The following is a 25,440-nucleotide window of genomic DNA, read 5'->3' as shown; positions in this document are numbered from 1 at the left end:
TTAAACTACATTTTAATCAAAGCGTCAAAAAAGCATACGCAAAAGACAGCACAGAAATAATAATTCCTGCCATAAAAATCTGATAGGTTACCGAAAGAAGCTTATATTTTCTATCCAAAACTTTACCTAAAAAGTACAGATCCTTAGTCAGAGAATCATAGATATAATCACGATCCTTAATCAGATCTTTCATCGAATTATTAAAATCATCAAAAAGCATTTGCTGGAAATTTCCAAAAAACAGAAGATTTACTTTTCGGTCTGCAATATCCTGTTTTGTAAAATTGGTTTTCGTCACATTGGGCTTTGTCGAAAGAATCGCAAAAATAATCGTCAGAACACTAGACAGCAAAAGAAAAAATGTAGGAATAATCAAATGCGTATTCTTTGGAGCATCTAATTTCGGAACTAATACCGAAAGACAAACCGAAATGATGATCGCGTTCACAGAAAGTAAAATATTCGCTTTGCTGTCTGCAATATCGCTTAATCTCGTATGATTATTCAAAGTTACTCTAAACAAAGTATCTACACTTCTGTCGGACTTTTGGTCTTTTTTATCCTCTTTCTTAGGTTTTTCTTCTTTGTCGATCTTTTTCTCCAGCTTCTTTACATTTTTCATTTTCAGCGGCTCCCAATGCTCTCTGGCGTAATCTGTGAAATATTTGTGTTTGTTTTTCAGAAAATCTACGTTCATTTCATTCCATTCGTCATTGGAGAAACACATTCCGCCTGTAAGTTCCCATTCTTTACGCAAAGCTTCCGCCGAATCATTGTAAAACGGACTTGCAAAATGACTGAAATCAGCATCTTTCATAATTTCCTCCAGCAAACCTTGAGGCTGATGATATTTTTCAGTGGCAAGAATAAGTTTGGCAACCTCATCGATATACTCATTCGAAAAATTATCTTTCTTCAAAAAATCTTTCATGATGACTGCGCTGCGTTCTTCATGACCTTCTGCATTGCAGTCAGTAAAACCGACATCATGAAACCACAATGCAAGCAACACTTTTTCTCTGTCGGTTTCAGAAATATTGGTATGCTTTATGATTTCATCTGCTTTCTGAACGGCGTATGTGGTATGAATAAAATTATGATAAAAGTAAACAGAAGATAGTTTATCTTTGAATAAGTTTTCAACATAATTTTTAGCTTTGTCTAAGATGCTCATCACAGAATTTTTCTTAATGTAAATGTATGAATTTATCCTTTAAATCTTATTTAAAAAAAATATCACCTGCACTGAAAACTGTTCTTCTTGCAGGGCTTCTTTTTTCTTGTGCTACCTACAACGTAAAAAAGGGTAAAAACTTATATGAAATACAACAATCTGACATAAAAACCGATAACGATTTTCAGATTTTCCTGGTTGGGGACGCCGGAAACGCAGAAGAAATTCAGGCACAGCATACTTTAAATTTCCTTAAAAATAAGATAGATTCTGCCAACAGCAATTCGATGCTGATATTTTTGGGCGACAACATCTACCCTCTCGGAATGCCAAAAGAAACCGACAAAGGTTATTCTTTAGCCAAAGAAAAAATGGAAAATCAACTATCCATTACCAAAAATTTCAAAGGAAAAACCTTGGTTATTCCAGGAAATCATGATTGGTATCACGGTTTGGATGGCTTAAAAGCTCAGGAAGAGTTTGTAAAATCATATCTGAATGACAAAAAGTCTTTTTTGCCTAAAAACTCCTGCCCGATTGATGATATTAATTTAACAAAAGACATTAAGCTGATTGTTATCGATTCTGAATGGGCTTTAATCAATTGGGATAAACAACCCGGAATCAACAAAGGTTGCGACATCAAAACCAGAGATGATCTCTACACAGAATTTAAAGATTTAATCACAAAAAATCAGGACAAAAGAATTATTGTTGCACTTCATCATCCGGTAATCAGTTCGGGCGTTCATGCGGGTTTTAATACTGCAAAATCTCATCTCTCTGCTTTTAACGGTAAAGTTCCTGTTCCCGGAGTTGCCACCGTTCTTACGACATTGAGAAGTTCTTCCGGAGCAAGTATGGAAGACATCAGCAACAGACATTATGCTGATTTTGCCAACCGACTGAAAAGTATTGTTCAGGATAAAGAAAATGTGATTTTCGTTTCAGGACACGATCACAATTTGCAGTATCACGCAGACCGAAATATCAGACAAATTATTAGTGGAGCCGGCTCAAAAACAGATCCCTCTACAATTGTTGAGAAAACCGATTTTTCTTATGGTGGAAGCGGATTTGCTGTTTTAAATTTAAGAAAAGATCTCAGTTCAGACGTCGAATATTTCTCAACCAAAGATAACAAGCTGAAAAAACTCACGCAGATTTCTGTGATTTCTAAACCAAAAGTTTTTGAAAATAATTTTCCAAGTTCACTTCCTGCAACATACACTTCAACTGTTTATGCCGAAAAGCTTACTCAAAAAGGAAAAATCTACCGTTGGCTTTGGGGAGATCATTACAGAAAATATTATTCTCTTCCGATTAATGCAAGAACAAAAGATCTTTCTGATATGGATCCCGGTTATTCGCCTGTAAGAGAAGGCGGCGGAAATCAGTCGAACAGTCTGAGACTGAGAACCAGTGAAGGACAGGAATTTGTAATGCGCGGAATTAAGAAAAGTGCGGTTCGGTTTTTAAATGCACAGGCTTTTAAGAAAAACGATTTCGGAAACGAATTAAACAATACTTTTCCTGAAAGATTCCTACTTGATTTTTATACAACCAATCATCCTTTTACCGGTTTTGCAGTCAACAATATGATTGATAAGCTTGGAATTTTCCACAGCAACCCTGAATTGTATTACATCCCGAAACAAAAATCTTTAGGAAAATACAACGAAAACTATGGTGATGAATTGTACATGATCGAAGAGCGTTTCTCTTCTGACCCAAAAACCTTACAATCACTCGATAATGCTACGGATATTCTGTCAACTTCCGATGTACTGAAAAACATGCGAAAAGACAGCAAATATTCTGTAGACCAGAATTTGTATATCAGAGCCAGAATTTTCGATATGCTGATCGGAGATTGGGATCGTCATGAAGATCAATGGAAATGGGCTGAATATAAAGTTGGCAATAAAATTATCTATAAACCCATTCCTCGGGACAGAGATCAGGCTTTCAGCAATTATGATGGTGCTGCTTTTTTCTTTATCATGAATATTCCGATGATTCGCCACATGAAATCTTTTAAAGATGAAATTAAAAATGTGCGTTGGGTAAATATGGAGCCCTATCCTTTGGATTTGATTTTCTTAAAAGGTTCTACAGAACAAGACTGGAGCAATCAGGCAAAGTTTATTCAGCAAAATCTTACAGATGGAGATATTGACAATGCCTTTAAAAACCTCCCGAAAGAAGTTCAGGATGAAACGATTGCCGATATCCAGAGAAAATTAAAATTGCGAAAAGAAAAAATTGAAGCCAATGCCGTAGAATATTATCACATTCTTCAGGAGAAAGTTCCGTTGGTGGGAACTTTAGATAAAGATAAATTTGTTATCGTAAAAAATGAAAATTCGGTTGATGTAAAGCAGTATAAAATTCATAAAGATAAAAGTGAGGAACTTGTTTTCGAGAAATCTTATGACGGTAAAAAAACAAAAGAACTTTGGATTTACGGTTTAGACGATGATGATATTTACGAAGTTTCCGGTAACGGAAAATCAAAGACAAACATCCGATTAATCGGAGGATACAACCATGACGTTTATAATATTTCGAACGGAAAGAACGTTAAAATTTACGATTTTAAATCTCAGAAAAACACGTACGAAACCAAAGGTGCAACAAAACGAATTACTGATGATTATGATGTGAATACCTACAACTGGAAATATCCGAAATACAATTTCTTTGCAGGCTATCCTAACGCAAATTTCAATCCCGATGATGGTGTGATTTTAGGTGTTGTGGCTAATTACACAGTCAACAATTTCATCCGTGACCGTTTTACGCAAAAGCACAGCTTAAGTGCTAATTTATACACTGCAACAGGAGGATTTAATCTTGGGTATAAAGGGGTTTTCAAAAAGGCGATTTTTGGTTGGGATGCAGGAATTGATGCACTTTACACCACTCCACATTTTGCCAGAACATTTTTTGGTTTGGGGAATGAAAGCTTAAACGATGCTGATGAAGACAACAGAGACTACAATCGCGTGAGAATTTCACAGATAAAGTTTGCACCATCCATCTCAAAAACAAGCTGGCTGAACCTGAAACATCAGTTCCAGTTAACGTTTGAAAATTCCAAAGTTCAGAGGAATGATGATCGGTTTGTAGCCGTTTCTCCTGACGTAAGACCTGAAGTTTTCAATGACCAGCAGTTTGGTGGGGCAAATTACACTTTCAGTTTTAAAAATTTAGATAATAATGCTTTTCCTACTTTAGGTTTAGAATTAATTTTAAATGCAGGTTGGAAAACCAATTTACAGGATTTCGACAGAAACTTCGCAACGTTTCAGGGAACGATGAATCTTTTCAAAAGAATCGATAAGCAGGGAAGATTTGTTTTTGCCAACTCAACGAATGCAATGATCATCAACAATAATAATTTTGAATTTTATCAGGCTGCAGCAATAGGTGGAAACAACGGAATGCGCGCTTACAGAAATGAAAGATTTGCCGGAAAATCATATCTTGTAAATAATGCGGAAGTTCGTTGGGATTTCGGAAGAGTGAAAAACAATATCGTTCCTGTCAATATGGGGATTTTAGTAGGTTATGATTTAGGAAGAGTGTGGATAGACAAAGAACAGTCTGATAAATGGCATCAAGGTGTCGGCGCAGGTTTCTGGATGAATATTCTGGAATCTTTCTCTGCAAGATTAGACTACTTCATCGGTTCTGATGGTGGTAGAATTTCTGGTGGTGTGGGAATGAATTTTTAAGGTCATTAACCTTTTATTTAGCATCATGTTTATTCATGATAAATGAAATACAATTAAAAAAATCATAAAATAAACCCGCAGAAAGTTTCTGTGGGTTTTGTATTACAATGGATGATGAAGTACTATCTGACCGTTTAAATCATATTGATATGTCCATTCTGCATTACCACTTCCTGGCAAATATTCTGGATTTTGCAAGTTCTGAATTGTATAATTGATTTTTCTATAATTATTGTTTGACAAGCTCTTCTCGTAGAAGTTATCGTTTAACAGATATAATTTTTTAAACGGATTTTTAGAATTATCAAAATTTGAATACGTTGTAGTAGTTAGAGCCTTGTCTAACCCACCGGATTTTTCTAATTTTTCACTTTTAATTAAATTATTATTTGAATCTAAATAATAAGTATAATATGTCTCTAAAGTGTAAGTTTTAGAATATATTTTTATTTTTCCAGATTCATATGTGTAAGTTTTAACTGTAACTAATTCATTAAACTGATTGTATAATTCTGCTTTTTTAGGTTTATCATTTTCCATTGTGTAAACAATAGTAGGATAAGTATCATTCGAAAATTTCAATTCAATTTTATTATCATGATACGACAAAGTAGTAAATGAATCTGAATAAAAATTATCAGGTGACCATATGTTTTCTGACTTTACGAATTTACCTATCATTTTTACCAACCTTCCATTTTTATAATTGAATGTGTAATACCATGATGGTTGAAGTAATGACACTTTAGGAGACTCCATGTAATAAACAAATGCTTTATTTGGCTCTAAATCTGTTGGGTTTTGTTGGTTTTCAAGCATATCATCAGAACTTGTATTACAAGAAACTATTCCTAAAACGAATAAAAAATAAAAAAGTTTTTTCATGGTTAATTTTAAGGCTACAAAAATAGTTTTTATTTATAAATTATAAGGTAAATTGGTATACATTCCCACCCTCTTTTTTATCCTTTTCATCGGCAATCAGCAAGGTTTTATCATCAACGAAAATTACGGCTTCTTTTTGTGAATTGTGCTGCAAAGATATTTTCTGAATTTTAGCGGAATTAAAATCATTTGCTGTGAATCCTGAAAGCACATGAATATTTTTATGCGTTAAAAGAGCGATCTCGTTTTTAGAATTTATTGCCGCTGAAGTAATGGCAGCATCATTAAAACCACCTTCGAGCTTTAATTTACCTATTAATTTTGCTTCAAAATCTCCTTCTTTATTCGGAATCTGGAATACCAGAAAAGTTCCGTCAAAACCTTTGCTTCTGTTTTTGGTGAACAGGTAAAAGTTTCCGTCTTTTTCTACAAAAGCTTCACAATCGTACAGCAAGTTTGATTTTTTAGGTGGAAATTCAGTCTGACCCTCGTAATGAAACTTTGTGGTCTGAACTACTTTTGTCGATTTTTGAGAACTGTCTTTTAAATCTAATTTAATGATAGAAAGATTTTGTCTGTCGTTTTCATTATTCCCAAAATCTCCGATATAGATATTTCCGTTGTTATCCTTTGTAATGTCTTCCCAGTCGTTGTTTTCGGCATTTTCAACCAAAACATCTGCAACAAGATTTCCTTTTAAATCTAAACCGTACACTACATTTTTATTTCCCGCATCTTCAATTGCCCAAATTGTTTTCTGGTCTTGAGAAAGTGTAATTCCCGAAACTTCTTTCAGCTTTTTCGGAAGAGAAAATTCGGTTTTCAAAGCATCACTTTTTATTGCAGAATCCTGTGCTTTTGGGTTACAACTTAATAAAAACAAAGCGAATATGTAGGTAAATTTCATAATTAGATTTTAAACTCAAATTTAAACATAAGTTATTTTAGTTGGTAAGATTTTTTAAGCTTCAAATAAATTTGAATTAAGCAGATACATTCTTAATGAACATCTAAGATTCCTTACCTTTCTTAATCATTAATGTTCAAAATATTTTATTTTTTCAATTTTTTAAACTGAAAAAATGAAAATCTCACGCTCTTTTCCAGTTTATTAATCATCTGTTGATGGTAGAGTAAAAATCCGGCACTTAACCCCATTAAACTTCCTATAATAGTATCAATTAATCTGGCTTCCATGAGTTCAGTGACATTATGATGAACAAGACTTCCCGTTTCAACCAAAAGAATCGTTAAAGGAGTCAGAAAAATTACGGCAAAACCATAGTTTCTCACGATCATCAATTCAACAATAAACTGTAAAAACATAATAATGAAAATCATCACAATTTTCTCAGGGTTAAAATAAAGAATAAACCATGCAAGACCAAGACCTACAAATGTTCCTATAATCCGGTGAAGATTTCTCTGTCGTACATGCTCAAAATTTCGTCCCTGAATAATTGCGATCGTAGAAATGGAAATCCAGTATGTATTTTGGAACTTCAATATATGTCCGATAACTAAAGTTAAGGTCATAAAAACGGCAATGATTCCACTTTCCACAAATTTTGTGTATCGTTTTTTTCTAAATGTTCTTCTCGGAATATTGATGACCGCAGATTTTTCAACAAAAACAGAGTAAATAAATGCAAAAGAACACGACAAAATCGCTCCTATTACAAAAAGCCCGATTCTGGTCGGAATCATTTCCATATTATACTGAAAATTACTCGCCATTGCAGCAACCATGATGAAAAAGAAATTTCCGGGCGGTGGAATTTTATAGTAACTGGTAATAAAATGCGATAAGAAAGCAACGATTCCTAAAGCTAAAGCGCTACAATACACATTAAAACCAAAACATAAACTCACCGAAAAAGAGAAAATCATTCCGAAAGCGCAGACCGCCAAATGAATCATTCTCTGACTGATTGGAGCCTGTGTAAAATATAAGATCGTTAAAGCACCTAAACTCGACAGACTCCCGAAGTTCGGCTTTTCTAAAAACCATCCCAAAAGCAACGGACTTCCGATGCACAACGCTGCCAAAAACGGAAAATGCCATTTTCGCTCTGTTTTTTTGATCTCAATTAAATATTGAAATCTGTTTTGTACAGGATGATTTACTTTCATTAATTTTTATCTTGAAGCTTTTGCCTTTTCCCACAGAACATCCATTTCCTCCAAAGTTATATCAGCTAATTTTAAATCCGTCTCAGCTGCAAGCTGTTCCATTTTCTGAAAACGAGAAATGAATTTTAAGTTGGTTCTTTCTAATGCGGAATCAGGATTCAAACCGGAAATTCGGGAATAATTTATTAATGAGAAAAACACATCTCCCAGTTCCTGTTCTTTTTTATCCAAATCAGTTTCTGCATGAAACTCCTGAATTTCTTCATCAACTTTCTTCCATGCATCTTCTGCATCATGAAATTCAAAACCAATTCCTTTTACTTTATCCTGAATTCTGTAGGCTTTCACCAAACTAGGTAAACCTTTCGGAACCCCACTCAAAATAGACTTATTGCCTTCTTTCAGTTTTAATTTTTCCCAGTTTTGTTTTACCTCTTCTTCATCTTTCACTTCAACATCACCGTAAATATGCGGATGACGGAAAATCAGTTTTTCATTTAATGAATTGATGACATCGGCAATATCGAAACTTCCTTTCTCAGAACCTATTTTCGCATAAAAAACCAAATGAAGCAGTACATCACCAAGTTCTTTTTTAATCTCAGTTAAATCTTCCTGCAAAAGTGCATCAGAAAGCTCGTAAGTTTCTTCTAAGGTTAAATGACGGAGCGTCTGCAAAGTCTGTTTCTGATCCCACGGACATTTTTCACGCAGATCATCCATGATGTCTAGTAATCTTCCGAAAGCTTCGAGTTTTTCCTGTTTGGTATTCATGTTGAGGTTGAGGTTTAGATTTAGGTTAAAAAAAAATACAAATTTACGGCAAATCTTTATTAGTTCTTTTTAGAATTATTCCGTTTTTTAAGTGCAGGAAAATTAAAGATTTTCAGCAAGTTTTCTTTTAACCATTAATTATTTTATCATCGATAAAATCTTTGCACCTTAAAACAGTTAGATAAAAGAAACTTTTGCACATTTGCGATTAATCAAAACATTTAAAACAAAAAACCTCATCATTTCTGACGAGGTTTTATATAAATTCAGATAAATTAAACTATCCCATTTTTCTGTGCGTACTTTTTGTAGCTGCTTTTGCACCTGTGCTCGCTTTCACTTTTGGAGCTGCAGGTTTTTCAGCTTTAGGAGCTGCTTTATTAGGAACTTCTTTTTCAACGCTAACTTCTTCTGCCGCTTCACCATCTATCGTTTCAGGCTCTGCTTTTACAAAGCTTTCAGGGGTAATGTATCCTGCTTTCTGCAAAATATTATACCATTGAGCCAGTTTTTTGATATCTGAAGTGTAAACTCTTTCAGTATCATAATTTGGTAAAGATGCAGTCATAAATTCAGTTAATTCTGCATCAGAAGATTTATGAGAAATAGTCTCTTTATAATCGTGATTTTTAGCAATATTTTCGAAAACTTCAAACAAAGGAACCTCCTTATCAAAAGTAAACATTGCAATATTATCTAAAAGACTTACCTGGCTTGAATTCCCGATGCTCACTTTCTTTTTTGAAGTTACATCTTCAATGATAAATCCGTTTCTCAATTGCGATACCAATTTGTAAAGTCCTGGCTTTCCGGAGATCGAAATTATTTTTTCTAACAGCATAATTTTTATTTTTTTAATTTTAGTAAAAGCTGTACGCTTTTTATAATAATATATTTCTTAGTTTAAATTATTTGGGAAATCTCATTTTATAGCCTATTGACACATCACCCTGCGTGATTTTCGTAAGTTTTCCTTTTACCAGCTTTTTCTTTAATGCGCTTAAATGATCAGTAAAAAGTGTTCCTTCAATATGATCATATTCATGCTGAATTACGCGGGCTCTAATATCGGAAAAAGTTTCTGTATGCTTTACAAAATTTTCGTCGTAATATTCAATAAGAATTGTACTCTTTCTCTTCACATCTTCTCTTACATCCGGAATCGAAAGACATCCCTCATTAAACTTCCATTCTTCACCCGATTCTTCAAGAATTTTTGCATTGATGAAAACCTTTCTGAATTCTTTAAGCTCATCGGCAATATCTTCATAATCCTCATCTTCCGCCAAAGGCGTTACATCTACGATAAACAATCTGATATCCAGACCAATCTGCGGTGCAGCCAAACCAATACCGTTTGCGCTGTACATGGTTTCAAACATATTATCGATCAGCTCCTGCAGATCCGGATAATTTTTGTCTATCTCTTTTCCCGTTTTTCTTAAAACAGGATCTCCAAAAGCTCTAATTGGTAAAATCATCTTGTTCTTTGTTCTAAAAAATTCTGCAATATGATGGTTGCACTTACTTTATCTATTAATCCTTTCTGTTGTCTCTGTTTTCTACTTTTTCCGCTTTGAGAAATAAAAAACGAAGCCATTTTTGAGGTAAATCTTTCATCAAACCGGTGAACTTCAATCTGTGGAAATTCTGCTTTAAATTTTTCGATAAAACCTAAAATATCAGTTTCCACTTCCGAAATATTACCTTTTAAATCTACAGGAAGACCTACAACCGCTGCATCTACTTTATTTAAACTGAAATAATTTTTCAAAAAATCAATCAGAAAACGAGTTTCCACAGTATCAAGACCACTTGCAATAATCTGCATATCATCGGTTGCAGCGATACCACAACGCGCTTTTCCGTAGTCTATTGCTATGATCTGTCCCATAAGTCTGCAAATTTAAGAAATTTTACTCATTTTATTCCTAACACAGTTTTTTTTATAAATCATAGTTTTTTTACATTAATTTTTTTATAATTTTATATAACCTAAACCAAAGACTATGAAGCAATTGATTCTCGTAAGACATGCGAAAAGCGACTGGCCGGAAGAAACCAGCGACTTTGACAGACCATTAGCAGACACCGGCTTACAGGATGCTTTGAAAATGTCTAAATTTCTAAAAAACCATAATATTACTATTGATTATCTCGTTTCAAGTCCTGCTGTAAGAGCTTTGAATACGTGTAAGATTTTTAATCAAACCTATCATTTAAACTTTGGAACAGACGAAAAATTGTATAACCCTTCTGAAAATAATTTTCAGTCTGTTATTTATGATCTTAATGACAGTTTGAATTCAGTTGCGTTTTTTTCACACAACAATGGCATTTCAAATTTTGCCAATTCTATTTCTGAGGATATTTTCCATTTCCCTACTTGTGGTGTTGCCGGTTTTCAAATCGAATGTGACTCATGGTCGCAGTTTGACGGCGCCAATAAAAAACTGCTTTTCTTTTATGAACCAGGAAAAATAAAAGTTTAACATTAAAATTCCCCTCTTCCGGAAATCGAGTACCAGATTTGCCGAAACAAAAAATTAATTAATAGATATAGAGGCATTGGTGGGGAAAATTCGTAAGAATTTTTGAAGGGGTGGTTAAATATTCCCAAATGTAAAGTTTCCTTTAAGTTTTGGCTAAAGCCAATTTTAATATTATAAATAAAAAAACGGGCTAAAGCCCGTTTCTATTGATAAATATTTTACACAAAGATTATTTCCTTTTCAAATCCAGATCATCAAAATCAAAACTGAAATCTGTTATATCAGAAATTGCTTTCATTTTTGCAGATTCGGCTTTTCCGTTTTCATTATAATTAAAAATCAGATACGCATCGGCATCATAACTTCTGTCGTCCCATTTAATAATAAACGTATTATTAGAAAAAGGAAGCAACTCGCCTTTCAGTCTTGGAGAATTGTTGCAAGAAATTCTGTATGTATTTCCTTGTTGAATCACTTCAACATTACCGAACCATTGGTCGTTGTATTTTCCTACAAACTGTTCTGCTTTTGGCTGTAACCCTTTTTCTTTTTTGAACGCCTCAGATTTTGCAAAAGCTTCTTTTTTCTGTTTTCTGTACTCAGTTTCAATTTTTTTCATTCGGTCACCGTACGTTTTGAGCCAGTTTCTGTCGGAAATTCCAAGGTAAGAATCTTTCACCGTATTGGTAATCGTATTAAATGCAGCCCCAGACTGTTGATTCGTTAAAACCACAATCCCCAATTTCATATCAGGAATTAAAGTAAATTGAGTAACCGTTCCAATCAATCCACCAGTATGCTGAATTTGTTTATGACCTTTCACATCACTTAAAAACCAACCCAAACCATACCCATAAAAACTTGTGTCATAAGGATTTTTCATTGCTACACCGTCCGGAATCTGTAAACTCCAAAGCTGCTGAACGTTTTTATCGGATACTAATTTCTTTCCGTCTTTCGTCGTAAAATTATTCAGAAGACATTCTGCCCAAATCGTCATGTCTTTGATGTTACTCATAATTCCTCCTGCGGCATTGGCTGTTTCGTTCCAGTCGTGGGGAACGGCAATTGCTTTTCCGTCAACCGGAGCGTGCGCATCGATTTTATTTGAAATAGCTTTTGCCCTGTTGTAGCTCCCGAAACTTGAAGTCATCCCGACTGGTTTCATAATTCTCTGTTCGATAAAATCTGCCCAACTTAATCCTGAAATTCTGGTAATCACTTCTCCAGCGACAATAAACATGATGTTGTTGTAGTCTAAAGTTGTTCTGAATGGATTTTCAGGTTTTAAATATCTCACATTATGAACAATATCTTTTACCGTTAAATTTCCGCCTTCCGGAAAAAACATCAGATCTCCCTGTCCTAAACCTAATCCGGCTCTGTGGGTTACCAAATCTTTAATCGTTACATTTTGAGAAACATACGGATCATACATTTGAAATTCAGGAATATATTTTGAAACCTTATCATCCCAGTTCAATTTTCCTTCGTCTGCTAAAATGGCCAGCGCCGTACAGGTAAAACCTTTGGAATTGGATGCGATTCCGACCAAAGTATTGTCATCCATCGGCTGTTTAGACGTTAAAGAACGTACTCCAAACCCTTTTGAATAAATAACTTTTCCATCTTTGATAATTCCGACAGACATTCCCGGAACGTCGAAAGTTTTTAACGTATTTTGAATTAATTCATCCAGTTTTTTTTCTTCTACCTGCGCATTCGCAATACCCACCGTTAAAAGAAAAAGGAAAAAAGAGAGTTTCTTTTTCATATCTAAATATTTATTTTTTAAATTTTTTCAAATTTAATCAATTCAGTATTATTGAGTAAATTTGTAACTTGTTTAAACCGCAAAAGGGAACAAAAGATTTTAGTTCGTTACAAGATTTTCAAAAGCTTACAAAAAGTAAGTCCACTAATTTTGTAAACTTTTGAAATTCCATCCAATTATTTCTTTGTCTCTTTTGCGGTAAAAAAATTAACAATGACCAAAATTCTTCTCCTCTCCGATTCTCATTCTTATATGGATGACCGAATTTTAGATTATGCAAAACAAGCCGATGAAATTTGGCATGGCGGAGATTTTGGAAGCTTTGAAATCATTGAGCAGCTTGAAAAAATCAAACCTTTAAAAGGAGTTTGGGGAAATATTGACAATGCAAAAATCCGTTCAGAATTTCCTGAAGTGAATCGTTTTTTTTGTGAAAAGGTAGAGGTTTTAATGATACACATTGGTGGTTATCCCGGAAAATATACGCCTTTGGCTAAGAAAGAAATTTCAGAAAAAGCTCCGAAATTATTTATTTCAGGGCATTCTCATATTCTGAAGGCAATGTATGATGACAAAAATAAACTGATTCATCTCAATCCCGGAGCTTGCGGAAAACAGGGATGGCATAAAATGAGAACGATGATGCAGTTTGTGATTGACGGAGAAGAGATAAAAGATTTGGCAATCATTGAATTAGGACCCAAAGTATAATTTGAAACACAAATGCCACCAATATTTTTCACGAATAACACTAATACTTTCGTGAAAATTTGTGTAAAACATTTGTGTAGATTAGTGTTTAAAATATATGAAAATCGGCGATAAAGTTTCGGTAGTTGATGAAGATTTGAGTGGAGTGATTACTTCAGTCAATGGAAATATTGTCGTTTTCAAGGATGAATACGGATTCACCTATCAATATCCGAAAGAAAAACTGGTTCCGAAAAATGCTGAAATTTATGAAAATATTAAAATCGTAAAAAAAGCAGAACCAAAAAAGGTGATTTCAAAAAAGCATGATAAAAATCCGCTCGTTTTAGATTTGCATTTTGAAAATCTGGTGAAAAACCCACATGATTACGATAGTTTCGAAAGATTATTCATTCAGAAGGAAAAACTCATTCAGACCATCAATTTCTGCAGAAAAAATCATTTAAAAAGACTTGAAATTGTTCATGGAATCGGTGACGGAACTTTACAGCGAATGGTTTTTGACGTTCTTGAAAGTCAAACCGGTTTAGATTTTTACAATAAGGAAATACTTCATCATCAATCGGGTGCGGTAATGGTAGAATTTCACTAAATTTGCAACAATTGTAATATGAACGTACTAAATTTACTTTTTACCAAAGACGGACTGATATACCAAATCACCAAAAACAAAAGTGTTTTGGAGGAAAAATCTTACTTCGTTGACGAAGAATCGCCGAAGAATTTTATTTCAGGAAAACTTGAAGATGTTCTTCTAAAGCAAAGATATGACGAAGTTTCTGTAATTTCTGCACTGAATCATTTCACTTTGATGCCTGAAGGTTTTGAAGATCACGATTCCGGATATGACCTGATTGCTTTCAATGCGCCAGTTGATAAGGATAACGAAGAACTGATGCTCTCTGTAAACAAGAAATTCAAAGTTCAGTTTTATTATACTTTTCCAAAAGTATTTTATCAGAAAATAAAAGATTTGTCGATTCCGGTAAGATTTAATTTTTCGGGTGAGAAATTTTTAAACTCGATCAATAATAAAAACAATAAAGAAATTCACATCAATCTTTATCATAATCAGTGTGAATTTTTTGCAATATCCAATAAAAAAATCATCCTTTATAACAATCTGGATGTAAATTCGGAAGTAGACTTTCTGTATTTCGTGATGTTTACGTTGAGCAAAATCGGTTTTGGGATCAATGAAACCAACTTTTATGTGTACGGCGAAACCACAGAAAACGAAACTTTTATTTCAGAACTTCAGAAATTCGTGAAGAATCTGAAAGTAGTTTTTGATAATATTCCGAATAAAATTTTTTTATTGGCTTGATGATGAATGCTAGATGATGGATGTTAAATTATTGAGAATATTTTTTTTATGAGTTTTAAATTTGAAAAATTAATTATTTGGCAGGATTCTATGGATTTTGCTGAAACGATTTTCAAAATAACGCTAAGCTTTCCAAAAGAAGAAATATACAATCTCACATCTCAAATAAGACGAGCTTCAGATTCAATAGCATTAAACATATCAGAAGGCAGTATTTTACAAAGTAATTTAGAGTTCAAAAGATTTTTAGGATATTCGATAAGATCAATTGCAGAAGTAATAACTTGTCTTTATAAAGCTAAAAACAGAAATTATATTGACGAGAATAATTTTCAGGATTGTTACAATTTTGCTTACAAACTGATGAATCACATCATTGCTTTTAGAAACAAACTCACATAAAAACATTTAGCGAAAAGCAATAAACATCCATCACCCAACATCTAACACCCCACATCTATGTACAGAATAATTTCCGGTAAATGGAAAGCAAAAAAAATAGCCGCTCCCAAAAATTTTGACGTAAGACCGACAACGGACTTTGCAAAAGAAGCGCTTTTCAGTATTTTGGAAAACACTTACGATATGCAGTCGGTTTCTGTTCTTGATCTTTTTGCAGGAATCGGTTCCATCACTTTAGAGTTCGCTTCGAGAGGTTGCCAAGACGTGACTTCGGTCGAAATGAATCCGAAACATACGGCTTTTATCAATTCAACAGCTTCTGATTTGGAGATGGCTTTACAGGTCAACACTCAACGTGGCGATGTGTATGACTGGCTTAAAAAATTCAGAAATAAAAAATCGTACGAGATTGTTTTCGCTGATGCACCGTTTGAAACTGAAGAAAAAAAATATCAGGAACTGATTTCTTTGGTTTTAAATAATAAATATCTGAAACCAAATGGAATTCTCATTGTAGAACATCAAAGCAGATTAAAACTGGATCACCCGAATTTTAAATATACCAGAAAATACGGAAATGTAAGTTTCAGCTTTTATGAACCCAATCAGGAAGCTGAAATTGAAGTTGAAACCGAAATCAAGGATACTACAGAATAAAAAACAGACTCATTTCGAGTCTGTTTTCGTTTTATAATACTTTTAACTCTAAATCTATTGTTTTACCGAAAAATTTCTTTGATATTTTCTCAAAATTCTTAGTAATATCAGAAAGATAAAATTTGTAAGTTGGTTTTGGATTATTGTCGTTCAACAAATGATATTTATCTAAAATAATCGTCAAATGATTGGCAACAATATTCGGCGAATCAATCACACGGACACGGTTTCCGTAATACTGCTTAATCTCGTCAATTAAAAGCGGATAATGAGTACAACCGAGAATCAGTGTTTCAATATTCTTTAATTTAGCATTACTCAGATAATTGTAAATAATAGAATGTGTAATCGGATGATTTTTGAAGCCCTCTTCAATCGCAGGAACCAAAAGCGGAGTCGCCAACTCATCAACTTTGATAAATTTGTTGTGTTTACGGATGCTTTTCTTATAAAGTCCTGAATTTACAGTCGCCTTTGTGGCAATTACACCCACATTATTGTGAATTTCATAGGCAACTTTTTCAGCAACCGGATTGATGACGTCAATCACCGGAACTTTCCCGGCAACCGATTCCATCACTTCCTGCAAAGCATTTGCTGTAGCCGTATTACAGGCAATGACAATCGCTTTACAGTTTTGCTCTAAAAGGAAATTAGAAATTTTTGTAGAATACCCTATAATCGCTTCTTTCGATTTTTCACCGTAAGGAAGATGTTTTGTATCTCCAAAATAAATAAGGTCTTCATTCGGAAGAAGTCTTTTTATTTCTTTGGCAACCGTTAAACCACCTACTCCACTATCAAAAATCCCGATAGGCTGCTTCGGCGAAAGATGCGAATAATCTTGTTTTTTAGTTTTCAAAAGCTTTGAAATTTAATACAAAAATACTTAAAGATTTTAAATTCGAGATTCGAGATTCGAGATTTTTAAACCAGAAATAAATCGGAAGCAATTCCATCTGCCATAAACCAATGTTTTTCAGGGATTTTAAGATGGTTATTTTCAATTTTCAGAATTTCTTCTTCTATTTTATTTTGAATTTCTTTATTAAAATGTTCTAGAATATTTTCAGAAAATTTTTGATTTAAACTATCTAAATCTACACCCCACATCGTTCTTAAACCAATCATAATCATTTCATTAAACTGGTCTTGTGGTGAAAGAATCTCCGTTTCTTTGGCTAAAATATTTGAATTTAATCTTTTGATGTATTGCTGATTATTGGCAATATTCCAACTTCTGACATCAGTTCCGTTATAAGAATGTGCAGAAGGTCCTATCCCCAAATATTCCTGGTATTTCCAATACGAAGAATTGTGTCTTGAATGAAATCCGGGTTTTGCAAAATTGGAAATTTCATAATGTTCAAAACCATGGCCTTTCAGGAAATCGATCATATAATAAAACTCGCGATTCTGTTCTTCTTCTTTTGGATTTAAAACCTTTCCTTGTGAAACCCAGTTTTCTAAAGCAGTTTTAGGCTCAACCGTTAAAGCATAAGAAGAAATATGCGGAACTTCAAGCGCAACGGTTTTATTCAAATTCTCCTTCCAAATTTCCAGATTGGAAGTTGGCGAACCGTAAATCAAATCGATACTTAAATTTTCAAAACCAAAATCCTGAGCTCTTTTGATAGAACTTTCAGCTTCTGATGCATTATGTGCACGGTTCATCAGTTTCAAATCTTCATCAAAGAAACTTTGGGTTCCGATTGACAAGCGGTTTACCGGAGATTTTGATAATTCTTTTAAAAAAGTATTATTCAAATCATCAGGATTTGCTTCTAATGTAATTTCAATATCATTTTTAAAACTAAAATATTTTAAAACTTCATCAATCAAAAATTTAATTTCATCCGCAGAAAGCACAGAAGGCGTTCCTCCACCGAAATACAGTGACTGAATATTTTTATTCTGAAGCTCGTCTTTTCTAAGTAAAATTTCTTTTTTCATGGCATCCAGCATTTCATCTTTAAAATTTAAAGAGGTAGAAAAATGAAAATTGCAGTAGCTGCATTTCTGTTTGCAAAAAGGAATGTGAATGTAAATCATAAAAAAAAGCCCTGAAAAATTTCAGAGCTCAAATTTATTTAAATTAAATTGATTAATATCTAAATCCTCTATGATTAATAAAGTTATCGAAGTTATAACCAAGACCAATCATGAAGCTGTTTCCTCCATACTCCTGAATGTCAGACATTCCAAGGTTGTATGTAGCACCCACCATAAATTTGTTGAATCTTACTTTTACAATTGGAGAGATACTCAACTGCTGATTGTCAAATCTGTTCTGAACTCCTCTGTAGCTTACCCCGAAAGAGAATGCGTTGATATCATTCGAGAACGTAGCCATAAGGTTTAAGTCCATCATTCTCGTTGAGTTTGTATTTAAGTTGATTAAAGCTGAAGGTGTGATGGCAATGTTGTCTGCAATTTTCCAGTCGTATCCTAAGTTTAAGAAGAATTTAATTGGAGATGGCTCGTAATTGTTTACGATAGATTCATCATTACTTAACGCGATATCATTAACAGAAACTCCCCCGAACAAACCTCTGTATGTTGCTGCTAAACCGAAGTTTGCATACGCCATAAAGATGTTGCTTTCATTACCTTGTAACAATGGATCGTAACCGTCTTCAGTATTAATTTTAGAATAATCAAAATTCATATTGTAGAAGTTCACACTTGTACCAAAAGAAAACTGATCCCTTCTTTCACCTTCACTGCTTAGTGGAATAAAATAAGATGCTCCTGCTGTAATTCCTCCCGCTGAAATAGGACCGTTACTATCTCTGAAAACGGAGATACCTGCTCCTACTCTGTCAAAAATATTAGCGTTGATCCCCACAGATTGTACGTTTGGAGACTCGCTGAATTTTGAAAATTGTTGTTGATAGTTTAAGTTAAGCTGTACATAGTCCGTTTTACCGTATTGAGCAGGGTTGAACAGGAACTCACCATCCAAAAGATATTGTTGATAATATGGTAGTGATTCTTGTGCTTTGTATGCATTCGACAAAAGAGCTAAACATACGATAGCATATAGTTTTCTCATAACAAATCTTGATTTCAATTCAACAAATATAAAAAAATTCTCAATATATTTTTAGTTTTCTAAATAATTTCTCCATTTTTTTACAGCATCCGCCATATCTTTTGGCATTGGGCTTTCAAAATACAATTCCTTCTTAGTCGTTGGATGTACAAATCCTAAAGTGTGAGCATGTAAAGCATGTCTTGGTAAAACTTCAAAAACATTTTTTATAAAGCTTTTATACTTTGGCAGATTAACTCCTCTCAACGCAATGTTTCCTTCGTATCGTTCATCATTAAATAAGGTATGGCCGATATGTTTAAAATGCGCCCTGATCTGGTGCGTTCTTCCGGTTTCAAGTTTACATTCCACCCAGGTCATATATTTGAACCGTTCCAATACTTTGTAATGAGTTACCGCATGCTTTCCCTGACTTCCATCTACATACGTGTACATCTGCATTCTGTTTTTAGGATGTCTTCCGATATGGCCGGTAATCGTTCCTTCATCATCCTGTACACTTCCCCATACAAAGGCCCAGTACAGACGTTTTGTTTTCCTGTCAAAAAACTGTTTTGCTAAATAGCTCAAAGCATACTCATTTTTAGCAATTACCAAAAGTCCTGAAGTATCTTTATCGATCCTGTGAACCAATCCTACCCTGTCAAGATCAGATTTTTCCCCGTTTTTCTGAAAATGAAAAGCAAGGGCATTCACCAAAGTTCCGTCCCAGTTTCCAAATCCGGGATGTACCACCATCCCGGGATCTTTATCTACAACGACAAGATCATCGTCTTCGTATACGATATTAATAGGAATATCCTGTGGAATGATAACATTTTCGCGTGGCGGATGCGCCAATAAAACAGAAATCTGGTCACCCGGTTTTACCCTGTAATTTTGTTTTACGGGGGTTCCGTTCACGACAACATTTCCCGCACGGCAGGTTTGTGAAATTTTGTTTCTCGAAGAGTTCTGTCTGAAGATCATTAAAAACTTGTCGATCCTGAGAGGTTCTTGTTTAGGATCAACAGTAATATTAAAATGCTCATAAAGACCTTTATTCTCATCATCAATATCAATTGAATTATTGACGTCTAAAAATTCTTCGTCTAAAAAATCTTCATTATCTTCTGTCATTATTACTTCTTTATATAAAAGGCTTCAACATTTTAAAGTTGAAGCCCTGTTTATATTCAATTAAAATTAATTATATAATTACCTTTTTAGCTTTAGGCTTGTCTGTTGCAGGAGTTGTTGAATTTGCAGCAGGTTTCGTCTTATCATTTGTAGTCGCAGGTTTTGCTGAAGGTGTACTTTGTTGTTTTACAGCATCCGTTTTCGGAGCTTCTTTTTTTGGTGGATTTACCGGCGTCGGTGTAGATTCGATTACTGGCGGATCCGGGAAGTTTGGAACTTCTTCATATCTGATCGGCGGCAAAGTGGTATCCACTTTCATTCGGTAAGTAGAATTTAAGATTTCAATTTTACCGCGCAATTCTGCAGGAGTCTTTTTACTTGCCCAAAGATCGATCTGCATTCCCTGATCTCGTGTGTCTCCGGCAGCTGGATCTTGATAATAAATAATATCCGAATCATCATTTCCTCCATCTTCATGATCTACAATGCCTACTTCAAAAAGATTTCTTGCAATAAGTGCTTTCGCTTCTTTTACTGTTAATCCCACAACATTCGGAACAGAAATATTTCTTAACGGACCTGAACCCACCACAACATCTACGACTGAGAATCTAGGAATTTTTGTTCCCGGCTTAATCGAATTCCCTTTAAATAAAATCCTTAAAACAGCATCTTTCTGAATACTCGATTCGAAAATAGTGTCTCCTACTTTTAAACCAACCTGATCCAGTCGCTGGAAAGCCAGACCTGAATATTTATTGATCACATCCGGAACGGCAACAGGAGCCCAGCTTTTAGGGTTTACCATCAGCTGAATTGCTCTTCCGTTTTTCACTCGGGAACCTTGTGAAGGATATACTTTTAAAACCTGAAGCGGTCTGTATTTAGGATTATAAGCAGCACTGTCAACTTCATAGTCTAGTCCTGCATCTTCCAATATTTTTACTGCATCGTGTACAGATTTATTCACAACATTAGGAACAGGAATTTCCTGACCATGATTGGTGTGATACTCAAGCCAGCGGAAAGTAAGCCATACTAACCCTACAAAAATCCCGATCGCTACTAATAAATTGAGTAAAACTTTCCAATTGAAAAGTGATTTAAGCATACTTAAAAATACTTTAATTATAACGACAAAGATAATTAATAATTTTATATTGAAGTTTTTATTTGACAGAATTCATTTTTGCTTTCAAAAAATCCGAAATTCACTTATTTCAATATAGAAAATGTTTAAATTTGCCTTAATTGATAATATGGATATGAGCAAAAAACACGTTGCCGTAGTTATGGGAGGCTATTCTGACGAATACAGAGTTTCTCTGAAAAGCGGTCAGTTAATATATGATTCCTTAGATCGGGAACTTTACCATGTTTATAAGGTGGTTATCTTAAAAGATGAATGGTATTTTCTGGATGAAAACGAGAATAAAAAACCGATCAACAAAGGTGATTTTTCAGTAACCTTAAATAATAATGAAGTATTAAAATTTGATGTTTGTTTCAATATTATTCACGGAACTCCAGGTGAAAACGGGATTTTGCAGGCTTACTGGGATGCTATCGGACAAAAATATACAGGCTGTGATTTTTACCAAAGCGCATTAACATTCAATAAAAAGGATACTTTAGCGGTACTTTCGAAATACGGAATTCCTTCTGCAAAAAGTGTTTATTTAAGGAAAGGTGAAGACATTAATGTAGATGAAATTATCGAAAATTTAGGGCTCCCTGTTTTTGTAAAACCAAATCAATCAGGTTCTTCACTTGGTATTTCTAAGGTTAAAGAAAAATCTGAACTGATCGCTGCATCTGAAATTGCTTTTAAAGAAGATGATGAAATTTTAATTGAAAGTTTCTTAAACGGAATGGAAGTTTCCGTTGGGGTTATTGATTTTAAAGGGGAAACGATTGTTTTAGGAATCACGGAAATTGTTCCTAAAAACGAATTTTTCGATTATGAAGCGAAATATGAAGGTGCTTCAGAAGAAATTACTCCCGCAAGAATCGACAATGAAACCAGAATCAGAGTGGAAGAAATTGCAAAAAGAGCTTACAATTCTTTGGGAATGAGCGGTTTTTCAAGAAGCGAGTTCATTTTAATGGATGGAATTCCTTATATGCTGGAAATGAATACCAATCCCGGTTTTTCTCCGGCAAGTATTCTTCCGCAACAGGCAAAAATTTACGGAATTTCAATCAAAGACCTTTGTGGAAACGAGGTTGAGAAAGCTTTGAAAAAGTAGGAAGATGGATGTTGGGAGATGGAAGTTTCATACTTTGCTTTCAACATTTATTTTTAATTTAAAATAAAAATTAGTTTCAGAAGGTAGTGTTTAATATTGTAAAGTATTGAACTTTAAACGCAAAACCTTAAACTTAAAACTTTTACGCATGAAAATTGCTGTTTTCCCGGGCTCTTTTGACCCCATCACTTTAGGACATTATGATATTATCGAAAGAGCAGCTGCACTTTTTGATAAATTAATCATCGCTATCGGACAGAATTCACAGAAAAAATATATGTTTCCTTTAGAAAAAAGGATGGAATTTTTGCAAAATTCCGTTGCCGAATTCCCTAATGTGGAAGTGGATTTTTTCGAAGGTTTAACGGTGGATTACTGTTTTGAAAAAAACGCCCAGTTCATCATTCGCGGACTCAGAAATCCTGCCGATTTTGAATTTGAAAAAGCAATTGCACACACCAACAGAACTTTAGCTCACAAAAAAATTGAAACCGTTTTCCTTCTTACTTCTTCCGGAAAATCTTTTATCAGCAGCAGCATTGTAAGGGAAATTATCAATCACGGCGGAGAATACGAGCTTTTGGTCCCGGAATCTGTAAGAGTGGAAAAATAATTGATAAATGATTATTGATAATTGATTTTACACTGAATTTTAATCAATCATCACTTATCAACCATCATTCATAAAAAAATGCACGAACAGATCAATTTTGCCATAGAAGTTTTGGGTACGATATCGTTTTCGATGTCGGGAAGTTTTGCGGCAATGCAGAAAAGATTAGATCCGTTTGGCGTTTTAATTATTGCTTTCGTGACTTCAGTGGGTGGCGGAACAGTGAGGGATCTTCTTCTCGATATTCCTGTTTTCTGGATGCACGACCTTCTGATGTGCGGATTGATTTTAGCAACCTCTATTTTTTCAATGGTTTTTAAATCGATTGAGAAAAACTTTAAGGTTACTTTGTTTATTTTCGACAGTTTCGGATTGGGATTATTTACAATAATTGGTGTTCAGAAAGGTCTAAATGTAGATATTCACCCTTTAATATGTATTGGATTGGGTACGATAACCGGGTGTTTTGGCGGAATTATACGGGATATTTTACTAAATAGAATCCCTCTGATTTTTAGAAAAGAAATTTATGCGAGCGCCTGTATTATTGGCGGTTCAATCTTTTTATTACTAACAACTTTTACGAACCTGTCTTATACCATTATTCAGATTTTTACAATTTTACTGATTGTTTCCATCAGAACATTGGCCGTAAAATACCATTGGCAGATGCCAAAATTTTATGGTTATGAGCAAAATTCAGAAATGTAACACATTAAGAATAAAGCTTATTTAATAAATATTTGCTATATTTAAGCAACTAAAATTATCAAGCTTATGAAAAACTCTACTATTCTTTACATTTTAACCATTTGCTTACTAGGGATAATCCCTACAAATGCGCAACAGCAAATTACAATCGGAACAGGTACAAATTACTGGTATTACTCTCCTATTACCAGATTATTTGAAAACGGTGCGAGTGAAACAATTTATGATGCTTCGGAAATTGGAATAACAGGTACAATCAATTCTATAGGATGGAATATTGTAAGTAATGCTTATGCAACACCAACGGGGAATGTTTCTATTTATATGAAAATGTCTTCTCAAAGTACTATTTCAACACCCGCTTCTACAACAGGGTATACATTAGTGTATTCAGGGAATGTCAACAACGACGTATTAGGATGGCAAAACATTACTCTAAGCACCCCTTTTCAATACAACGATTCTACAAAAAACTTAATTGTTTTAGTTGTACATGCTTCAGGAAATTATACATTATCTCCGCCAAACTATTCCTATTCAAACGTACCTGATAAATCATCATATTATTATAGTATTTATGATGCCTGGAATAATACAAAAACAATGTCCGCAACAACAAACAGAACCAATATCAGATTAAACTTCAGCACTTTAAGCACTGTAGAAATCGATGGGAAAAATTCTGTAAAATACTATCCTAATCCTGTAAAAGATATTTTTAATATATCAGGTAACCAAATAATCACTTCTTTAGAAATTTATAATTTGTCAGGACAAAATATATTAAATCAAAAATTCGACAGCAAAGATATTTCCGTGAATTTATCAAGATTCACATCAGGAAATTACATCGGGAAAGTTAATTATAAAGATGGCTCTTCAAAAAATATAAAAATTATGAAGCAATAAATTTACAAGCATAAAAATGGCAGAAATATCTATTTCTGCCATTTTTAATTTATTAAGTATTTTTATCTCATTCAACTAAAAGAATTTCCCTCTGTTTCTCATATTCGGATTATGCATGTGCTTTTGCATCGTCGGCATTTTCAGCTGGTCTTTCAGCATTTTGATTTGGTCGGTCATCATTCCTGCAGAATCCAATCTTTTTGCTTCATCAAGGAGTCTTTGCCCTTCCTGTTTTTTTCCTTTAGAAATTGCTCCTGCCGCAAGATTTAAAGTTGCCATTGCGCGGTCATGCTTCATATTCAAACCATATTCCAAAGCTTTTTTCATGAATGGTTCAACCTTTGTCGGATGATCCTGTGCTAAAACCAAGCCTTGTAAATAATGGTAATATCCGTATTGGTTCTTATGAAGTTCAGTTTTATAATTTTTAATATTATTCAAAAATTTCGAAGCTTTTACCATATCCTGCTTTCTCAATTGCCAAAATGCCAAAAGGATATTTTCGTTCTTAAAAAACAAGAAAATCGGTAATGCAGCCAAAAGAAAAACTACAATTCCCCAACCTAAACTTCTCGTGAAAAACATCATGTAAAGACCTCCAAGAATCAGAAGTGCCGCAACGACGATTTTTATGTATTTGTTCATTATTAAATTTTAGAAGTGCAAAGATACTAAATAAGGTTCAGAGTTGAAGGTTCAAAGTATAAAGTTTTAC

Annotated in this window: 26 protein-coding genes; 11 read left to right on the top strand and 15 right to left on the bottom strand. The window is 34.0% G+C overall.

Annotation, left to right across the window (positions count from 1 at the left end; genetic code table 11):
* Nucleotides 1-16 precede the first annotated feature (16 nt).
* On the bottom strand, nucleotides 17-1,174 hold the full coding sequence (locus ACR1PN_RS02915; RefSeq protein ID WP_433978806.1) for a Pycsar system effector family protein: 1,158 nt from the start codon (nucleotides 1,172-1,174) through the stop codon (nucleotides 17-19).
* A gap of 26 nt (nucleotides 1,175-1,200) precedes the next feature.
* Here ACR1PN_RS02915 and ACR1PN_RS02910 point away from each other — a divergent pair, with 26 nt between their 5' ends.
* The gene (locus ACR1PN_RS02910; protein WP_433978805.1) at nucleotides 1,201-4,914 is read left to right on the top strand and encodes a metallophosphoesterase; all 3,714 of its coding nucleotides are present in this window, start codon (nucleotides 1,201-1,203) and stop codon (nucleotides 4,912-4,914) included.
* Between the two features lie 102 nt (nucleotides 4,915-5,016).
* Here ACR1PN_RS02910 and ACR1PN_RS02905 read toward each other — a convergent pair whose 3' ends face one another.
* From ACR1PN_RS02905 to ruvX, 7 genes are all read right to left on the bottom strand, one after another.
* The gene (locus ACR1PN_RS02905; RefSeq protein WP_433978804.1) at nucleotides 5,017-5,799 is read right to left on the bottom strand and encodes a hypothetical protein; all 783 of its coding nucleotides are present in this window, start codon (nucleotides 5,797-5,799) and stop codon (nucleotides 5,017-5,019) included.
* A 40-nt stretch (nucleotides 5,800-5,839) separates the two neighbouring features.
* The gene (locus ACR1PN_RS02900; protein WP_433978803.1) at nucleotides 5,840-6,706 is read right to left on the bottom strand and encodes an SdiA-regulated domain-containing protein; all 867 of its coding nucleotides are present in this window, start codon (nucleotides 6,704-6,706) and stop codon (nucleotides 5,840-5,842) included.
* A 146-nt stretch (nucleotides 6,707-6,852) separates the two neighbouring features.
* Nucleotides 6,853-7,932: an FUSC family protein gene (locus ACR1PN_RS02895; RefSeq protein ID WP_433978802.1), complete on the bottom strand. Its 1,080-nt coding sequence runs from the start codon at nucleotides 7,930-7,932 to the stop codon at nucleotides 6,853-6,855.
* A gap of 6 nt (nucleotides 7,933-7,938) precedes the next feature.
* The gene (gene mazG, locus ACR1PN_RS02890) at nucleotides 7,939-8,706 is read right to left on the bottom strand and encodes a nucleoside triphosphate pyrophosphohydrolase (protein WP_433978801.1); all 768 of its coding nucleotides are present in this window, start codon (nucleotides 8,704-8,706) and stop codon (nucleotides 7,939-7,941) included.
* Nucleotides 8,707-8,986: 280 nt separating this feature from the next.
* Nucleotides 8,987-9,547, bottom strand: coding sequence for a DUF5606 family protein (locus tag ACR1PN_RS02885; protein WP_433978800.1), 561 nt, complete (start codon nucleotides 9,545-9,547; stop codon nucleotides 8,987-8,989).
* Between the two features lie 67 nt (nucleotides 9,548-9,614).
* Nucleotides 9,615-10,187 (bottom strand): peptide deformylase, encoded by a 573-nt coding sequence (gene def / locus ACR1PN_RS02880; RefSeq protein WP_378177280.1) that lies wholly within the window; start codon nucleotides 10,185-10,187, stop codon nucleotides 9,615-9,617.
* Nucleotides 10,184-10,600 (bottom strand): Holliday junction resolvase RuvX, encoded by a 417-nt coding sequence (gene ruvX / locus ACR1PN_RS02875; RefSeq protein WP_433978799.1) that lies wholly within the window; start codon nucleotides 10,598-10,600, stop codon nucleotides 10,184-10,186. Before ruvX ends, def begins: the two co-directional genes overlap by 4 nt.
* Before the next feature lie 115 nt (nucleotides 10,601-10,715).
* Here ruvX and ACR1PN_RS02870 point away from each other — a divergent pair, with 115 nt between their 5' ends.
* Complete coding sequence (locus tag ACR1PN_RS02870) at nucleotides 10,716-11,198, top strand: SixA phosphatase family protein (RefSeq protein WP_433978798.1); 483 nt, start codon at nucleotides 10,716-10,718, stop codon at nucleotides 11,196-11,198.
* 229 nt (nucleotides 11,199-11,427) lie between these two features.
* On the opposite strand, the gene ACR1PN_RS02865 is transcribed toward ACR1PN_RS02870, so the two are convergent.
* On the bottom strand, nucleotides 11,428-12,972 hold the full coding sequence (locus ACR1PN_RS02865; RefSeq protein WP_433978797.1) for a serine hydrolase: 1,545 nt from the start codon (nucleotides 12,970-12,972) through the stop codon (nucleotides 11,428-11,430).
* Between the two features lie 213 nt (nucleotides 12,973-13,185).
* Here ACR1PN_RS02865 and ACR1PN_RS02860 point away from each other — a divergent pair, with 213 nt between their 5' ends.
* The 5 genes from ACR1PN_RS02860 to ACR1PN_RS02840 all read left to right on the top strand — a co-directional run bounded on the left by ACR1PN_RS02860 (nucleotide 13,186) and on the right by ACR1PN_RS02840 (nucleotide 16,069).
* A complete protein-coding gene (locus tag ACR1PN_RS02860; protein WP_433978796.1) occupies nucleotides 13,186-13,683 on the top strand; it encodes a metallophosphoesterase family protein in 498 nt (165 codons plus the stop codon).
* A 97-nt stretch (nucleotides 13,684-13,780) separates the two neighbouring features.
* The gene (locus tag ACR1PN_RS02855) at nucleotides 13,781-14,275 is read left to right on the top strand and encodes a Smr/MutS family protein (protein ID WP_433978795.1); all 495 of its coding nucleotides are present in this window, start codon (nucleotides 13,781-13,783) and stop codon (nucleotides 14,273-14,275) included.
* An 18-nt stretch (nucleotides 14,276-14,293) separates the two neighbouring features.
* The gene (locus tag ACR1PN_RS02850) at nucleotides 14,294-15,010 is read left to right on the top strand and encodes a DUF3822 family protein (protein ID WP_433978794.1); all 717 of its coding nucleotides are present in this window, start codon (nucleotides 14,294-14,296) and stop codon (nucleotides 15,008-15,010) included.
* 48 nt (nucleotides 15,011-15,058) lie between these two features.
* Entirely contained in the window at nucleotides 15,059-15,412 is a 354-nt protein-coding gene (locus tag ACR1PN_RS02845; RefSeq protein WP_433978793.1) for a four helix bundle protein, read from the top strand.
* 57 nt (nucleotides 15,413-15,469) lie between these two features.
* Nucleotides 15,470-16,069 (top strand): RsmD family RNA methyltransferase, encoded by a 600-nt coding sequence (locus ACR1PN_RS02840; RefSeq protein ID WP_433978792.1) that lies wholly within the window; start codon nucleotides 15,470-15,472, stop codon nucleotides 16,067-16,069.
* 31 nt (nucleotides 16,070-16,100) lie between these two features.
* Here ACR1PN_RS02840 and murI read toward each other — a convergent pair whose 3' ends face one another.
* The 5 genes from murI to ACR1PN_RS02815 form a co-directional block, all read right to left on the bottom strand.
* On the bottom strand, nucleotides 16,101-16,931 hold the full coding sequence (gene murI, locus ACR1PN_RS02835; protein ID WP_433978791.1) for a glutamate racemase: 831 nt from the start codon (nucleotides 16,929-16,931) through the stop codon (nucleotides 16,101-16,103).
* 65 nt (nucleotides 16,932-16,996) lie between these two features.
* Nucleotides 16,997-18,121 (bottom strand): radical SAM family heme chaperone HemW, encoded by a 1,125-nt coding sequence (hemW, locus tag ACR1PN_RS02830; RefSeq protein WP_378177255.1) that lies wholly within the window; start codon nucleotides 18,119-18,121, stop codon nucleotides 16,997-16,999.
* A gap of 52 nt (nucleotides 18,122-18,173) precedes the next feature.
* A complete protein-coding gene (locus ACR1PN_RS02825) occupies nucleotides 18,174-19,124 on the bottom strand; it encodes a PorP/SprF family type IX secretion system membrane protein (protein WP_378177252.1) in 951 nt (316 codons plus the stop codon).
* Between the two features lie 51 nt (nucleotides 19,125-19,175).
* A complete protein-coding gene (locus tag ACR1PN_RS02820) occupies nucleotides 19,176-20,243 on the bottom strand; it encodes an RluA family pseudouridine synthase (RefSeq protein WP_433978790.1) in 1,068 nt (355 codons plus the stop codon).
* Between the two features lie 70 nt (nucleotides 20,244-20,313).
* Nucleotides 20,314-21,354 carry a PASTA domain-containing protein gene (locus ACR1PN_RS02815; protein WP_433978789.1) on the bottom strand — a complete coding sequence of 347 codons (1,041 nt, stop codon included), beginning with the start codon at nucleotides 21,352-21,354 and terminating at the stop codon, nucleotides 20,314-20,316.
* Between the two features lie 154 nt (nucleotides 21,355-21,508).
* Here ACR1PN_RS02815 and ACR1PN_RS02810 point away from each other — a divergent pair, with 154 nt between their 5' ends.
* The 4 genes from ACR1PN_RS02810 (at nucleotide 21,509) to ACR1PN_RS02795 (ending at nucleotide 24,725) form a co-directional block, all read left to right on the top strand.
* Nucleotides 21,509-22,492 (top strand): D-alanine--D-alanine ligase, encoded by a 984-nt coding sequence (locus tag ACR1PN_RS02810; protein ID WP_433978946.1) that lies wholly within the window; start codon nucleotides 21,509-21,511, stop codon nucleotides 22,490-22,492.
* 148 nt (nucleotides 22,493-22,640) lie between these two features.
* A complete protein-coding gene (gene coaD / locus ACR1PN_RS02805; protein ID WP_034678190.1) occupies nucleotides 22,641-23,105 on the top strand; it encodes a pantetheine-phosphate adenylyltransferase in 465 nt (154 codons plus the stop codon).
* A 78-nt stretch (nucleotides 23,106-23,183) separates the two neighbouring features.
* Nucleotides 23,184-23,816: a trimeric intracellular cation channel family protein gene (locus ACR1PN_RS02800; RefSeq protein ID WP_433978788.1), complete on the top strand. Its 633-nt coding sequence runs from the start codon at nucleotides 23,184-23,186 to the stop codon at nucleotides 23,814-23,816.
* 66 nt (nucleotides 23,817-23,882) lie between these two features.
* Nucleotides 23,883-24,725: a T9SS type A sorting domain-containing protein gene (locus ACR1PN_RS02795; RefSeq protein ID WP_433978787.1), complete on the top strand. Its 843-nt coding sequence runs from the start codon at nucleotides 23,883-23,885 to the stop codon at nucleotides 24,723-24,725.
* A 75-nt stretch (nucleotides 24,726-24,800) separates the two neighbouring features.
* On the opposite strand, the gene ACR1PN_RS02790 is transcribed toward ACR1PN_RS02795, so the two are convergent.
* Complete coding sequence (locus ACR1PN_RS02790) at nucleotides 24,801-25,370, bottom strand: DUF2892 domain-containing protein (RefSeq protein ID WP_433978786.1); 570 nt, start codon at nucleotides 25,368-25,370, stop codon at nucleotides 24,801-24,803.
* Nucleotides 25,371-25,440 lie beyond the last annotated feature (70 nt).

This window comes from Chryseobacterium sp. RLHN22 (assembly GCF_051011795.1).
Classification (GTDB): domain Bacteria; phylum Bacteroidota; class Bacteroidia; order Flavobacteriales; family Weeksellaceae; genus Chryseobacterium; species Chryseobacterium zhengzhouense.
This window is presented reverse-complemented; position numbering and strand designations above follow the sequence as displayed.